The organism is Streptomyces sp. NPDC033180, from assembly GCF_055577645.1.
On sequence record NZ_JBVIPU010000003.1, the window covers coordinates 320,682 to 334,330 of the forward strand.

A 13,649-nucleotide genomic window follows, 5' to 3' on the forward strand; every position below is an offset into this window, starting at 1 on the left:
CTTTTGCCGCTCCCACGAGGAGACCGCTTCCACATGGAGGTGCCGACATGACGGTCATGGAGCAGCGGGGCGTCCACCGGCCCACCCCGCCACCCGCATGGCAGCTCAGGACCGACCCCGCGCCGCTGCTGCCCGACGCGGAGCCGTATCGCGTCCTTGGCACGGAAGCCGCCGGCAAGGCCGACGAGGAGCTCCTGGGCCGGCTGTACGCCCAGCTGGTGCGCGGACGGCGGTACAACACGCAGGCGACGGCTCTGACGAAGCAGGGCAGGCTTGCCGTCTACCCCTCGAGCACCGGCCAGGAAGCGTGCGAGGTGGCCGCAGCGCTCGTCCTCCAGGAGCAGGACTGGCTCTTCCCCAGCTACCGGGACACGCTCGCCGCGGTCGCCCGCGGCCTCGACCCCGTCCACGCGCTGACTCTGCTGCGCGGCGACTGGCACACCGGCTACGACCCGCGCGAGTACCGCGTAGCGCCCCTGTGCACCCCACTCGCGACCCAGCTCCCGCACGCCGTGGGGCTCGCGCACGCCGCCCGCCTGAAGGGCGACGACGTGGTCGCGCTCGCCATGGTCGGGGACGGCGGCACCAGCGAGGGCGACTTCCATGAGGCACTGAACTTCGCGGCCGTCTGGCAGGCGCCCGTCGTCTTCCTGGTGCAGAACAACGGCTTCGCCATCTCCGTGCCGCTCGACAAGCAGACGGCCGCCCCCTCCCTGGCCCACAAGGCCGTCGGGTACGGAATGCCGGGACGCCTGGTGGACGGAAATGACGCGGCGGCGGTGCACGAGGTGCTGAGCGAAGCGGTATCCCGCGCCCGCTCGGGCGGCGGCCCCACGCTCGTCGAAGCGGTGACGTACCGCATGGACGCCCACACGAATGCCGATGACGCCACGCGCTACCGCGGGGACGCCGAGGTCGAGGCCTGGCGTGCGCACGACCCGATCCTGCTCCTGGAAAGGGAGTTGACCGAGCGCGGCCTCCTCGACGAGGACCGGGTGCGGGCGGCCCGGGACGACGCCGAGGCCATGGCGGCCGATCTGCGGGAGCGCATGAACCAGGACCCCGAGCTCAACCCCATGGACCTCTTCAGCCATGTGTACGCGGAGCAGACCACCCAACTGCGTGAACAGGCGGCTCAGTTGCGGGCGGAGCTCGAGGCAGCGGAAGAAGACGGCACGGACGGCGAGGAGAACGCGCGATGAGTACGGTCGCGGCCGAACGGGCCACGAAGAAGGCAGGCAAACCGGCCACCATGGCGCAGGCGCTCGGGCGCGCGCTGCGTGACTCCCTGGCCGAGGACCCTGCCGTGCACGTCCTCGGAGAGGACGTCGGGGCGCTCGGCGGAGTCTTCCGGGTCACCGACGGACTCACCAAGGAGTTCGGCGAGGACCGCTGTACGGACACACCGCTCGCCGAGGCGGGCATCCTGGGCACGGCCGTCGGCATGGCGATGTACGGGCTGCGGCCCGTCGTCGAGATGCAGTTCGACGCGTTCGCCTATCCGGCCTTCGAGCAGCTCATCTCCCACGTGGCACGGATGCGCAACCGCACCCGGGGCGCGATGCCGCTGCCCATCACGGTGCGCGTGCCCTACGGCGGCGGCATCGGCGGCGTCGAGCACCACAGCGACTCCTCCGAGGCGTACTACATGGCGACTCCGGGGCTCCACGTCGTCACGCCCGCCACGGTCGCCGACGCCTACGGGCTGCTGCGGGCCTCCATCGCCTCCGACGACCCGGTCGTCTTCCTGGAGCCCAAGCGCCTCTACTGGTCCAAGGCCGACTGGAACCCGGCCGCGCCCCAGACCGTTGAACCCATAGGCAAGGCAGTGGTGCGGCGCACCGGCCGCAGCGCCACGCTCCTCACGTACGGGCCGTCCGTGCCCGTCTGCCTGGAGGCCGCCGAGGCCGCGGTCGCCGAGGGGTGGGACCTCGAAGTGGTCGATCTGCGCTCCCTCGTGCCCTTCGACGACGAGACGGTGGCCGCCTCCGTGCGGCGGACCGGGCGCGCGGTCGTCGTGCACGAGTCGGGCGGGTTCGGAGGGCCCGGCGGGGAGATCGCCGCTCGCGTCACGGAGCGGTGCTTCCACCACCTGGAGGCGCCGGTCCTGCGCGTCGCCGGATTCGACATTCCCTATCCGCCGCCGATGCTCGAGCGGCACCATCTGCCGGGCGTGGACCGGATCCTGGACGCGGTCGCGCGGTTGCAGTGGGAGGCGGACAGCTGATGGCGCCCGGTCTGAATGTGAACAGCCTCGAGTTCAAGCTTCCCGATCTCGGTGAGGGGCTCACGGAGGCGGAGATCACCCGCTGGCTCGTGCAGGTCGGCGATGTCGTCGCCGTGGACCAGCCCGTCGTCGAGGTGGAGACGGCCAAGGCGATGGTCGAGGTGCCCTGTCCGTACGGGGGCGTGGTGACGGCCCGCTTCGGTGAGGAGGGGGCGGAACTGCCGGTGGGGGCACCGCTGTTGACGGTCGCCGTCGGCGCCCCTGCCGGGGGCGCGGCCGGGGCGGCTGCGGCTCCGGAAGAGCCCGCGGAGCGCGCCCTGCAGACGGCTGCCGCCGAGGAGTCCTCCGGCAACGTCCTGGTCGGGTACGGCACGGCCGCGGCGCCCGCGCGGCGCAGGAGGGTGCGGTCGACGGGGGCCACCACGAAGGCGGGGGCCACGACCAAGACGGGGGCCGCCACCAAGACCGTCACGAAGGCGGCACCGAAGCCTGCCGCGCAGCCTGTCCCGCAGGTCTCGGTGGCGCACGATCCCGCTGGGCCGTCCGTGGCCGCGGGGCCGGGCCCCACGCTGGCGGGCGCTGTGCCTCGCCCGGACGGACCGATACCGGTGATCTCACCCCTCGTACGCAAGCTGGCCCGTGAGAACGGCGTGGAGCTGCGGGAGTTGACGGGCACGGGTCCGGACGGGCTGATCACGCGGGCCGACGTGGAGACCGCCATAGCGGTGGAGCGCACGGTCGCGCCCACGGCCTCCGTCGCGCACACGGCCCCGGTCACGCACCAGCCGGTGGCAGCGGTGAACGAGGAGACGCGCGTCGCCCCGCAGGGGGCGGAGGCCCGCTACCCGCTGACCGGCATCCGGGGCCTCGTCGCGGACAAGATGTCCCGCAGCAGGCGTGAGATACCGGAAGCCACCTGCTGGGTCGATGCCGACGCCACCGAACTGCTCGCGGCACGCACGGCGATGAACGCCTCCGTGAAGGGAGACGACGGCGCGCAGAAGATCTCGCTGCTCGCGCTGTTCGCCCGCATCAGCGTGGCCGCTCTGGCCCGCTATCCGATGCTCAACTCCACCGTGGACCTGGAGGCGCGCGAGGTGGTCCGGCTCGCCGACGTCCACCTCGGCTTCGCCGCGCAGACCGACCGCGGTCTGGTCGTCCCCGTGGTGCGGAACGCGAACACGCGGACCACCGAATCGGTCAACACCGAGCTGATCCGGCTCACGGAGTCGGCGCGGGACGGAAAGCTGACGCCGGGGGAACTGACGGGCGGCACGTTCACGTTGAACAACTACGGGGTGTTCGGGGTCGACGGCTCCACGCCGATCATCAACCACCCCGAGGCGGCCATGCTCGGCGTGGGACGGATCGTGCCCAAGCCGTGGGTGCACCAGGGTGAGTTGGCGGTGCGGCACGTCGTGCAGCTCTCCCTCACCTTCGACCACCGGGTGTGCGACGGCGGCACGGCGGGCGGGTTCCTGCGGTTCGTGGCGGACTGCGTGGAGCAACCGGCGGTGTTGCTGCGGGGAGTGTGAGGAGGCCCGGGGCAGCGGAGTGAGTCCTGATGCGGTGATGTGAGACCCCGTACAAAGGGGTGGCATTGATCCTTCGTGCGCCCATACTCGGGGAATGACCGCGCAGAGGGCTCCGGGTGGCGTCGAATCCGCCGCATCGGACGCCGCCCCGACCGATCTCCCGCACGCCTCCCCGTACGACGCCGTGGTGCTCGCGGGCGGCGGCGCCAGACGGCTCGGCGGTGCGGACAAGCCGGGTCTGCGGGTGGGCGGCCGTGCGCTGCTCGACCGGGTGCTCGGCGCGTGTGCCGGCGCCGGGACGACCGTGGTCGTCGCCGCGCCCCGCCCGACTGCCCGCCCCGTGGTGTGGGCGCGCGAGGAACCCCCGGGGGCTGGGCCGCTCGCCGCGCTCGACGCGGGGCTGCGGCGTACCGGGGCGGAGCTGGTGCTGGTGCTCTCCGCCGATCTGCCGTTCCTGGAGGAGCGGACGCTGGACGGCCTCCTCGCCGAGCTGCGGGAAAGCGGCGCGCGCGGGGCGGACGGTGCGGTCCTGACAGATGCCGACGGTCGGGACCAGCCGCTGGTCGCGGCCTATCGCAGTGCGTCGTTGAAGCGGGGGATCGCGAAGCTCGCCGCCGAGCACGGTGGTCTGGCGGGGCTTCCGCTGCGGTCGCTCACGGCGCGGCTCCAACTCACCCGGGTCACCGACGCCGTAGCGTCCTTCGACTGCGACACCTGGGATGACATCGCCGCCGCCAGGGCGCGTATCAGGGAGCATGGTCACGTGTTGGATGAATGGATTTCCGCAGTCAAGGACGAACTGGGCATCGAGCTCGACGTCGATACCGGCTTGCTGCTCGACCTCGCCCGCGACGCCGCACATGGCGTGGCCAGGCCTGCGGCTCCGCTGACCACCTTCCTGGTGGGGTACGCGGCGGCGCGGGCCGCGGAGGGCGGTGGTCCCGAAGCGGTGGCCGATGCGGCCCGCAAGGCGGCGGCGCTGGCCACGCGGTGGGCGCAGGAGGGCGAATCCGGCGCCGCGCCCGACGCGACGCCCCCGCACACTGGTGCCGCGCCCGACGCGACGCCCCCGCACACTGGTGCCGCGCCCGACGCGACGCCCCCGCACACCGGCGCCGCGCCCGACGCGACGCCACCGCACACCCGCCCCGACCCGGGGCAGGACGCCAGGGACGACTTGCGGCCCGACGCCAGGGACGACTTGCGGCCGGATGCCAGGGACGACATGCGGCCGGACGCCGGATGAGTGGGCAGCCCGCGCCGGACGCCGAGCTCGACGAGGCTCTTGCCCTGGTGAACGACGACCACGGCCGCAGGACCGGCAGGCGCCCCGACGCCGAGCCCGTCGGCGGCGCCCTCCGGAGCACGCCGGGCGCCTCGGGCGTCGGCGAGCCGGCTCACGACACCGTGCCCCAGCCTCCGTCCGAGCCCGAACCCAAGCCCGCCCCCTCGGGATCTGCCACCCTCCCCAGCAGCCACACTCACCCCGGTGCCCCCGGTGCCCCCGGTGCCCCCGGTGCCCCCGGTGCCCCCGGTGCCCCCGGTGCCCCCGGTGCCCCCGGTGCCCCCGGTGCCCCCGGCACCCCCGGCACCCCCGGCACCCCCGGCACCCCCGGCACCCCCGGCACCCCCGGCACCCCCGGCACCCCCGGCACCCAGGCCGAGCACCGCGACATCACCCCCTGGCCCGCCGCCCGCACCGCCGCCGGGCGTGCCCCGCGGCCGGTGCCCACCACCTCCGCGCCCCTCGCCGTCCCCCTGGGGCGAGCGCTCGGCCTCGTTCTTGCCGCGCCCCTCGCCGCCCTCACCGATCTGCCTTCCTTCGACACCTCCGCGATGGATGGCTGGGCCGTCGCCGGGCCCGGACCCTGGGGAGTCCAGGCCGACGGAATCCTCGCCGGGCACGGGCGGCCGGAGCCGCTCGCCGACGGGGAAGCCGTGCGGATCGCGACCGGCGCCCGCATCCCGCAGGAGGCCACCGCCGTCATCCGCAGCGAGCACGGCCTCACCGACGACAAGGGGCGGCTGCACCCCCGGCGTGACGTCACACACGGGCAGGACATCCGGCCGCGCGGCCAGGAGTGCCGCTCCGGTGACCAACTCCTGCCGCGCGGCTCCCTGGTGACCCCGGCGGTGCTCGGCCTCGCGGCGGCCGCCGGGTACGACGAGCTGCCCGTCGTCCCCCGGCCCAGTGCCGAAGTGCTGATCCTGGGCGATGAGTTGCTGACCGATGGGCTCCCCCACGAGGGCCTCATCCGTGACGCGCTCGGGCCCATGCTGCCGCCCTGGCTGCGCTCGCTCGGCGCGGACGTCATCGCCGTACGCAGGCTCGGTGACGATGCCGAGGCGCTCCACCAAGCCCTCACCACCTCCACCGCCGACCTCATCGTCACCACCGGCGGCACCGCGTCCGGACCGGTCGACCACGTCCACCCCATCCTGCGCCGCATCGGTGCCGAACTGCTCGTGGACGGCGTCGCCGTGCGCCCCGGGCACCCCATGCTGCTCGCCCGCATCCGCCCCGACCAACACCTCGTCGGCCTGCCCGGCAACCCCCTGGCCGCGGTCTCCGGCCTGCTGACCCTGGCCGAGCCCCTGCTGCGTACGCTCTCGGGGCGCCCCGTGCCGTCGACGTACACCGCTGTTCTGCGCGAGGACGTGCACGGGCACCCGCATGACACCCGCCTCGTCCCCGTCACCCTGCGTGCCGACCACGCCGTGCCTCTGCACTACAACGGTCCGGCGATGCTGCGTGGGATCGCCGTGGCCGACGGGCTCGCGGTCGTCCCGCCGGGCGGCGGTCGACGAGGCCGGGAGCTGGAAGTTCTCGACCTGCCTTGGGCCCTGTCGGAAACCGGCACGGAGACAGGCACGGGAGCCGACATGACAGCGGACCCGGCCGGGGAGTGTTTCACGTGAAACTTCCCGGCCACGACGCCATCGCCCGCAACCCCGACGAGCACCTCGTCACCCATCGGATCAAACTGCCGCGCCAAATCGTCGAGCGCCCCCTGAGGCAGGTCGCCAAGCGACTTCTCATGGCGCTCGCGGTACTCGCTCTGACGACCTTCATCGTCTGGATCGACCGCGACGGCTATCACGACAACTCCGACAACAAGCTCGACTTCCTCGACGCCGCCTACTACTCCACCGTCACGCTCTCGACCACCGGTTACGGCGACATCGTCCCGTACAGCGACAGTGCGCGGCTGTGCAACATTCTCCTGATCACGCCGCTGCGCGTGCTCTTCCTGATCATCCTGGTCGGCACCACTCTCGAAGTGCTCACGGAACGTACGCGCGAGGAATGGCGTCTGAACCGCTGGAGGTCCAACTTGCGTGAACACACCGTCGTCGTCGGCTTCGGCACCAAGGGTCGCTCGGCGATCCAGACCGTCTGCGCGACCGGTCTGAAGCCCGATCAGATCGTGGTGGTCGACCCGAGCGCGAAGGTCGTCGACGCCGCCACCGCGGAGGGGTACGCGGGCGTCATCGGCGACGCGACGCGCAGTGACGTGCTCCTCCGTGCCGAGGTGCAGCGCGCCCGGCAGATCATCATCGCGACCCAGCGCGACGACACCGCCGTCCTGGTCACGCTGACCGCCCGGCAGATGAACCGCGGGGCGAAGATCGTGGCCGCGGTGCGCGAGGAGGAGAACGCGCCGCTGCTTCGCCAGTCCGGCGCCGACGCGGTGATCACCAGCGCCAGCGCGGCGGGACGGCTGCTCGGCCTCTCCGTGCTCAGTCCCAGCGCCGGCATGGTCATGGAGGATCTGATCCAGCAGGGCAGCGGGCTCGATCTCGTCGAGCGGCCGGTGATAAAGGCCGAGGTGGGCCTCGGGGTCCGGGAGACGGACGACCTGGTCGTCAGCGTCGTACGTGGGCACCGGGTGCTCGGTTACGACGATCCCGCCGTCGGCAAGCTGCAGTTGATGGACCGTCTGATCTGCATCGTGCGGGCGACGACGACGTCGCCGATGGCGCCGGACGCCAAGTCGAATCCGCCGCGCGGAGGTCTGCGCACGTAGTCGGACCGACTGGAATGGGCAGAGAGTAGCCTCGCCCGCATGCATGCGATCACGATCCCCGAAGCCGGCGGACCCGAAGCGCTCGTATGGGCCGAGGTCCCCGATCCCGTACCCGGTGAGGGTGAGGTGCTGGTCGATGTCGTCGCCAGCGCCGTGAACCGCGCCGACCTGCTTCAGCGCCAGGGCTTCTACAACCCGCCACCCGGATCGTCCCCCTACCCGGGGCTCGAGTGCGCCGGCCGCGTCACCGACATCGGCCCCGGCGTCTCCGGCTGGAAGATCGGCGACGAGGTGTGCGCGCTGCTCGCCGGCGGCGGCTACGCCGAGCAGGTCGTCGTCCCCGCCGGGCAGTTGCTGCCCGTGCCCGACGGCGTCGACCTCGTCACCGCGGCCGCGCTGCCCGAGGTGACGTCGACGGTCTGGTCCAACGTCTTCATGATTTCCCACCTCAGGCCCGGCGAGACGTTCCTCGTGCACGGCGGCTCCAGCGGTATCGGCACCATGGCGATCCAGCTGGCGAAGGCCGTCGGCGCCAGGGTCGCGGTCACGGCGGGCACCAAGGAGAAGCTCGACTTCTGCGGGGAGCTCGGCGCGGACATCCTCATCAACTACCGCGAGCAGGACTTCGTCGAGGAGATCAGGAAGGCCACGGACGGCGCGGGCGCGGACGTCATCCTCGACAACATGGGCGCCAAGTACCTGGACCGGAACGTGCAGTCGCTCGCCACCAACGGCCGCCTCTCGATCATCGGCATGCAGGGCGGCGTCAAGGGCGAGCTGAACATCGCCACGCTCCTGGGCAAGCGCGCCGCCGTCACCGCGACCTCCCTGCGGGGCCGTCCCGCCGAGGAGAAGGCGTCGATCGTCGCGGCGGTGCGCGAGCACGTCTGGCCGCTGATCACCACCGGCCACGTACGGCCGATCGTCGACCAGACGGTGCCGATGAGTGACGCGGCGGCCGCGCACCGCGTACTGGAGGAGAGCTCGCACATCGGGAAGGTGCTGCTCGTCCGCTGATCGTGCCGCGGTCGAGATGCCGGGTAAGCGTCACCATGTGACGCTTGCTCCAGCTTCAGTGATCTCTCCGACCCGGTAGCGGGAGGGAGTCAGCGCGGTGACTCCATGGCTTCGCCCCTTGTTGATTCTGACGGTGCTGATCGCCGTCTGCCCTGTCTCCCTCTCGTACGCGGCCGTCTCCCTCTCGTACGCTGCCGACCCCTCTCCCGGTGAGACCCGCGCCGGAAGCGCCCCCGGTGAAGGCCGCGCCAGGCCCGGCCGGGACGAACCCGCGCCGTCGGTCGCGGCGTCCGTGCCGCCCCGCAGGCCGCCGCGGCAGATGCCCACGCCTCCCCCCTCCCCACCCCCTGCCGTGCAGCCCCTCGGCAAGGCCACCCCGGCGCCCGACGCCACTCGGCAGACGGCCATCGAGCCCGTCGTACCCGGCCTACGTGTCCTGCCGCTCGGCAGTGGCCTGGTCCTCATCGGCCTCGGTCTCGGGTTCTTCGCCGTGCGGCTGCGCCGCGGCTGACACGGACGGGCCCTCCGTACACGGTGGATCAGCGCCAAATGGGGGCACCACCGATGTGTGACGTACGGGTGCGAGAGAATGGCGGCATGGAGATGCCGAGGAACGAAAGGTCGCCCGAGAGCCCCCAGGTCCTGGTCGTGGGCCAGGACGGAATGGCACTCGGCGGCGGCGGAGACGACGAATCCCGCGAGGTCCCGGTGACGGACATGGTCGAACAGCCGGCGAAGGTCATGCGGATCGGCAGCATGATCAAGCAGTTGCTCGAGGAGGTGCGGGCGGCACCTCTCGACGAGGCGAGCCGGGTGCGGCTCAAGGAGATCCACGCCAGTTCGGTCAAGGAGCTCGAGGACGGTCTCGCCCCCGAGCTCGTCGAGGAACTGGAGCGCCTTTCCCTCCCCTTCACCGACGACGGAGTGCCCAGCGACGCCGAACTGCGCATCGCGCAGGCCCAGCTGGTGGGCTGGCTCGAAGGACTCTTCCACGGGATCCAGACGGCCCTCTTCGCGCAGCAGATGGCGGCGCGGGCACAGCTCGAATCGATGCGGCGCGCGTTGCCGCCCGGTGTGGGCGGCGGCGAGGAGGAAGAGGACGGCGGCATCGCGGGGCGGACCGGAGGGCCTTACCTCTGAGCAGTCACCAGGACCTCTGAGCAGTAGCCAGGCAGTACCGAACAGACGTGAAGGGCCCGGTCACGAGGTGACCGGGCCCTTCACGTGATGACTGCGCCATGGCGTCCGATCAGGCCGGATTGCCCGTGGAGATGGTGAGCTCGATTTCCACGTCGTCCGGGTCGACGTCCGAGCCTTCCTTGGGGGACTGCTGCATGACCATGTCCTCCCCGTAGGTGTTCTCGTCGATCGTGCGCTTGTCGTACTGCCAGCCGGCGGCCTGCAGGCACTTCTGCACGGAGCGCCAGTCGTGGAACGTGAAGTCAGGGACCTTGATCTTGTTCTCGTCGTTGTACGCCGTGTCGGGCTCGAGGCACTCTTCGGTCTCGATCGTCTTCGATCGGTCCGGACCGCGGTGACCGGCCACCGGCGCGTTCGACTCCTTCTCTTCCTTGCCGCCCTTGCTGTCGTCGCCGCTCAGCGACACCGCCGCGATCACACCGCCGATGGCGAGCAGCGCGACGACGATCGAGCCGACGACCACCGGCATGTTCCGCTTGCCGCCGCCCGAGCCCGGTCCGCCGCTCTGCGCTGACGTCTGCGAGGGCTGCGGCGAGAGCGTGTAAGGGGGCGGGGTCTGCGAGGCCTGGGGGGCGTACGCGTTCGTGGGCGCCGGGGTCTGGTAGCCGCCCTGCTGCGGGTAGCCGTAGCCCGGGGTGACGGGGCCCGGGGCCGGCGTGGGCGGGCCGTAGGGACCCGGCTGGTACGGCGTCTGGACGTTGCCGCTCTGCGGCATGGAGGAGTCGACCGGCGGGAAGACCGCGGCGCCGACGCCCGCGCCGCTCGTCGTCTGGGCGCCGGGCACGATGCTCGGCGCGGCCGCCTGGAAGGACTGGGCGACGCGCAGGCACTCGTCGCGCATCGCCTCGGCGGTCGGGAAGCGCTCGTTCGGGTTCTTCTTCAGCGCGCGGGCGACGATCGCGTCGACGGCGGGCGGCAGCGAGCGGTTGACCGAGGACGGAGCGACCGGCTCCTCCTGGACATGCGCGTACGCGATGGCCAGCGGCGAGTCCGCCTCGAAGGGCAGCCGCCCGGTGGTCAGCTGGAACAGCATGATGCCGACCGAGTACAGGTCGGAGCGGGCGTCCACGCCGCGGCCGAGCGCCTGCTCGGGCGAGAGGTACTGGGGGGTGCCGACGACCATGCCGGTCTGCGTCATGGAGGTGACGCCGGACTGCATGGCACGGGCGATGCCGAAGTCCATGACCTTGACGACGTTGCGCTTCGTCATCATCACGTTGCCGGGCTTGATGTCGCGGTGGACCAGGCCCATCTCGTGGCTGATCTCGAGAGCGGCGAGCACATCGGCGGTGATCTTCAGCGCCTGGTCGGTCGGCATCGCGCCGAACTGGGTGACCGACGCGTCGAGCACGGAGCCGAGCGGCTTGCCCTCCACGTACTCCATGACGATGTACGGCATCGTCGTGCCGTCGAGATCGTCCTCGCCGGTGTCGAAGACCGAGACGATGTTCGTGTGCGTGAGCTTGGCCACCGACTGGGCCTCGCGGCGGAAGCGCTCGCGGAAGGACTGCTCGCGGCCGAGCTCGCTGTGCAGCGTCTTGATAGCGACTTGACGGTCGAGTACGGAGTCGTACGCCAGGTGAACGGAGGCCATGCCGCCTTCACCGAGAAGATCGCGCAGCTGGTACCGGCCACCGGCCAGCGAGCGCCCCGCATACCGTCCCTGTGCGCCGTCCTGGCTGCTCATGTCGTGCGTCCCCCATCGGCGCGGTGTGCCGGACGGCTCCGCGATCGGTGATCGATTCCCGCTATTCCTGGCCAAGTCTGCCCGAGGGCACCGACACGTCAAGCTCGATGCCCGTTCCGTGACCGTACGCGCAAGAAGCGTCTCGGAAGCGTTACAAGTTTGCGCGCGGGGGCACCCGGCGGGTTTGATGTCCGGTCCACCTCGAACCGCCGCGCCACGCGAAGGCTGTAGCGTGGCCCGGCGGGGTTCCCCCGGTACCACCGAGCACCACGACCAGAAACGACGGCGAGGACTGATGGCACAGACGCAGCGCGCTCAGGGCCCGTCCGACCCCGAGGCGAGTGGCGGCGGTATGTCAGACGCGCCGGAGTTGTGGGGTAACGGCGGGCTTGTAGGGGATGGCCGGTATCGGCTGACCCGCAGACTCGGCCGGGGCGGCATGGCCGAGGTGTTCGCGGCCGAGGACGTACGTCTCGGTCGTACGGTCGCCGTCAAGCTGCTCCGCTCCGACCTGGCGGAGGACCCGGTATCCAAGGCCCGCTTCACACGCGAGGCCCAGTCGGTGGCGGGGCTCAACCACCATGCGGTGGTGGCGGTCTACGACTCCGGTGAGGACGTCGTCGGGCCGAACGTCGTCCCGTACATCGTCATGGAGATCGTCGAGGGCCGGACGATCCGCGATCTGCTGCTCAACGCGGAGGCGCCGGGCCCCGAGCAGGCCCTGATCATCGTCTCCGGGGTGCTCGAGGCGCTCGCGTACTCGCACCAGCACGGCATCGTGCACCGCGACATCAAGCCCGCGAACGTGATCATCACCAACACCGGCGCGGTCAAGGTGATGGACTTCGGCATCGCCCGTGCGCTGCACGGCGCGCAGTCGACGATGACGCAGACCGGCATGGTCATGGGCACGCCCCAGTACCTCTCCCCGGAACAGGCGCTCGGCAAGGCCGTCGACCACCGTTCCGACCTGTACGCGACCGGCTGTCTGCTCTACGAACTTCTCGCGCTGCGGCCCCCGTTCACCGGTGAGACGCCGCTGTCCGTGGTCTACCAGCACGTCCAGGACATCCCGGTCCCGCCGTCCGAGACCTCGGACGCGGCGCCGCCGGAGCTGGACGGCCTGGTGATGCGTTCACTCGCCAAGGACCCGGACGACCGGTTCCAGACGGCCGAGGAGATGCGCGGTCTGGTCCAGTACGGGCTGCAGATGCTGCACGAGCAGGGCAGCCACACCGGGACCTGGAACACCGGGCCCGTCGATCTCGCGGGCATGCACGAGGGCGGCAACACCCCGGCGATGGGCGTCGCGGGCACCACCGCGATGCAGCACCCGGGTGACTCCGGCACCGCGCAGATCCCGGGCGCCATGCTGCGTCCCCCGGGCGGCGACGACGGCGGCTTCGACGGCAGCCACCGGGACGGCAACGGCCGGGGCGGCCGGGGCAAGGCGTGGATCCTCGCCGTGCTGGCGATCATCGCGATCGCGGTGGGTGTCGCGTACGCGCTGACGGCGGGCGACGGCAAGCAGAAGGAAAAGGAAGGCCCGACGAAGGCGCCGACCAAGCAGTCCGAGTCGGAGAAGCCGAGCAAGAGCCCGGAAGAGGACGCATCGGAGGACGAGACGCTGCCCGGCGACGGCTCCGGCGGCCAGGGCAGCTACACGCCGGAGCAGCCGAACACCACAGGGCCGACGACGCCCACGTCGCCGACCCAGAGCGAGCCGACGGACGACCCGACCGAGCCGACGGACGATCCGACCACGCCGACGGACGACCCGACCACGCCGACCGACGACCCCACCCCCACCGATGGTGGTGACGAGTCGCCGGTGACCGGCGGCCCGGAGGGCGGGGCCAACACCGGCGCCGACGGCTGAGCCGAGGCGTACAGGCCCGTCGTACGGGACCGTGAACGAGACGCACGCGCGCGTGGAGCCCCGAAAGGCTCCACGC

The 13,649-nt window shown here is 71.7% G+C and carries 11 protein-coding genes; 10 read left to right on the plus strand and 1 reads right to left on the minus strand.

The window, feature by feature from the left end:
* The first annotated feature begins 47 nt into the window (after positions 1-47).
* The 9 genes from pdhA (at position 48) to ACZ5WE_RS12235 (ending at position 9,947) form a co-directional block, all read left to right on the plus strand.
* Complete coding sequence (gene pdhA / locus ACZ5WE_RS12195; RefSeq protein ID WP_467685658.1) at positions 48-1,202, plus strand: pyruvate dehydrogenase (acetyl-transferring) E1 component subunit alpha; 1,155 nt, start codon at positions 48-50, stop codon at positions 1,200-1,202.
* Positions 1,199-2,227, plus strand: coding sequence for an alpha-ketoacid dehydrogenase subunit beta (locus tag ACZ5WE_RS12200; RefSeq protein WP_467685660.1), 1,029 nt, complete (start codon positions 1,199-1,201; stop codon positions 2,225-2,227). The genes pdhA and ACZ5WE_RS12200 overlap by 4 nt, the downstream gene beginning before the upstream one ends.
* Positions 2,227-3,762: a dihydrolipoamide acetyltransferase family protein gene (locus ACZ5WE_RS12205; protein ID WP_467685662.1), complete on the plus strand. Its 1,536-nt coding sequence runs from the start codon at positions 2,227-2,229 to the stop codon at positions 3,760-3,762. The genes ACZ5WE_RS12200 and ACZ5WE_RS12205 overlap by 1 nt, the downstream gene beginning before the upstream one ends.
* A 94-nt stretch (positions 3,763-3,856) precedes the next feature.
* Positions 3,857-5,008 (plus strand): NTP transferase domain-containing protein, encoded by a 1,152-nt coding sequence (locus ACZ5WE_RS12210; protein ID WP_467685664.1) that lies wholly within the window; start codon positions 3,857-3,859, stop codon positions 5,006-5,008.
* Positions 5,005-6,681 (plus strand): molybdopterin molybdotransferase MoeA, encoded by a 1,677-nt coding sequence (locus tag ACZ5WE_RS12215; protein ID WP_467685666.1) that lies wholly within the window; start codon positions 5,005-5,007, stop codon positions 6,679-6,681. Before ACZ5WE_RS12210 ends, ACZ5WE_RS12215 begins: the two co-directional genes overlap by 4 nt.
* Positions 6,669-7,790, plus strand: coding sequence for a potassium channel family protein (locus tag ACZ5WE_RS12220; RefSeq protein ID WP_467685668.1), 1,122 nt, complete (start codon positions 6,669-6,671; stop codon positions 7,788-7,790). Before ACZ5WE_RS12215 ends, ACZ5WE_RS12220 begins: the two co-directional genes overlap by 13 nt.
* A gap of 39 nt (positions 7,791-7,829) precedes the next feature.
* Positions 7,830-8,807, plus strand: coding sequence for an NAD(P)H-quinone oxidoreductase (locus ACZ5WE_RS12225; protein WP_467685670.1), 978 nt, complete (start codon positions 7,830-7,832; stop codon positions 8,805-8,807).
* Positions 8,808-8,904: 97 nt separating this feature from the next.
* Positions 8,905-9,318 carry a hypothetical protein gene (locus ACZ5WE_RS12230; RefSeq protein ID WP_467685672.1) on the plus strand — a complete coding sequence of 138 codons (414 nt, stop codon included), beginning with the start codon at positions 8,905-8,907 and terminating at the stop codon, positions 9,316-9,318.
* Between the two features lie 86 nt (positions 9,319-9,404).
* Complete coding sequence (locus ACZ5WE_RS12235; RefSeq protein WP_249588835.1) at positions 9,405-9,947, plus strand: bacterial proteasome activator family protein; 543 nt, start codon at positions 9,405-9,407, stop codon at positions 9,945-9,947.
* 109 nt (positions 9,948-10,056) lie between these two features.
* Here the strand turns inward: ACZ5WE_RS12235 and ACZ5WE_RS12240 are convergent, their stop codons facing one another.
* Complete coding sequence (locus ACZ5WE_RS12240) at positions 10,057-11,694, minus strand: protein kinase domain-containing protein (protein ID WP_467685674.1); 1,638 nt, start codon at positions 11,692-11,694, stop codon at positions 10,057-10,059.
* A gap of 295 nt (positions 11,695-11,989) precedes the next feature.
* On the opposite strand from ACZ5WE_RS12240, the gene ACZ5WE_RS12245 reads away from it, so the two are divergent.
* Entirely contained in the window at positions 11,990-13,573 is a 1,584-nt protein-coding gene (locus tag ACZ5WE_RS12245; protein WP_467685676.1) for a protein kinase domain-containing protein, read from the plus strand.
* The last annotated feature ends 76 nt before the right edge of the window (positions 13,574-13,649 follow it).

What these genes read in the sequence shown, in the direction of transcription:
- ACZ5WE_RS12200 (WP_467685660.1), top strand. Translation starts at nt 1,199, where the DNA reads ATGAGTACGGTCGCGGCCGAACGGGCCACGAAGAAGGCAGGCAAACCG.
- ACZ5WE_RS12215 (WP_467685666.1), top strand. Translation starts at nt 5,005, where the DNA reads ATGAGTGGGCAGCCCGCGCCGGACGCCGAGCTCGACGAGGCTCTTGCC.
- ACZ5WE_RS12210 (WP_467685664.1), top strand. Translation starts at nt 3,857, where the DNA reads ATGACCGCGCAGAGGGCTCCGGGTGGCGTCGAATCCGCCGCATCGGAC.
- ACZ5WE_RS12205 (WP_467685662.1), top strand. Translation starts at nt 2,227, where the DNA reads ATGGCGCCCGGTCTGAATGTGAACAGCCTCGAGTTCAAGCTTCCCGAT.
- pdhA (WP_467685658.1), top strand. Translation starts at nt 48, where the DNA reads ATGACGGTCATGGAGCAGCGGGGCGTCCACCGGCCCACCCCGCCACCC.
- ACZ5WE_RS12240 (WP_467685674.1), bottom strand. Translation starts at nt 11,694, where the DNA reads ATGAGCAGCCAGGACGGCGCACAGGGACGGTATGCGGGGCGCTCGCTG.
- ACZ5WE_RS12235 (WP_249588835.1), top strand. Translation starts at nt 9,405, where the DNA reads ATGGAGATGCCGAGGAACGAAAGGTCGCCCGAGAGCCCCCAGGTCCTG.
- ACZ5WE_RS12225 (WP_467685670.1), top strand. Translation starts at nt 7,830, where the DNA reads ATGCATGCGATCACGATCCCCGAAGCCGGCGGACCCGAAGCGCTCGTA.
- ACZ5WE_RS12245 (WP_467685676.1), top strand. Translation starts at nt 11,990, where the DNA reads ATGGCACAGACGCAGCGCGCTCAGGGCCCGTCCGACCCCGAGGCGAGT.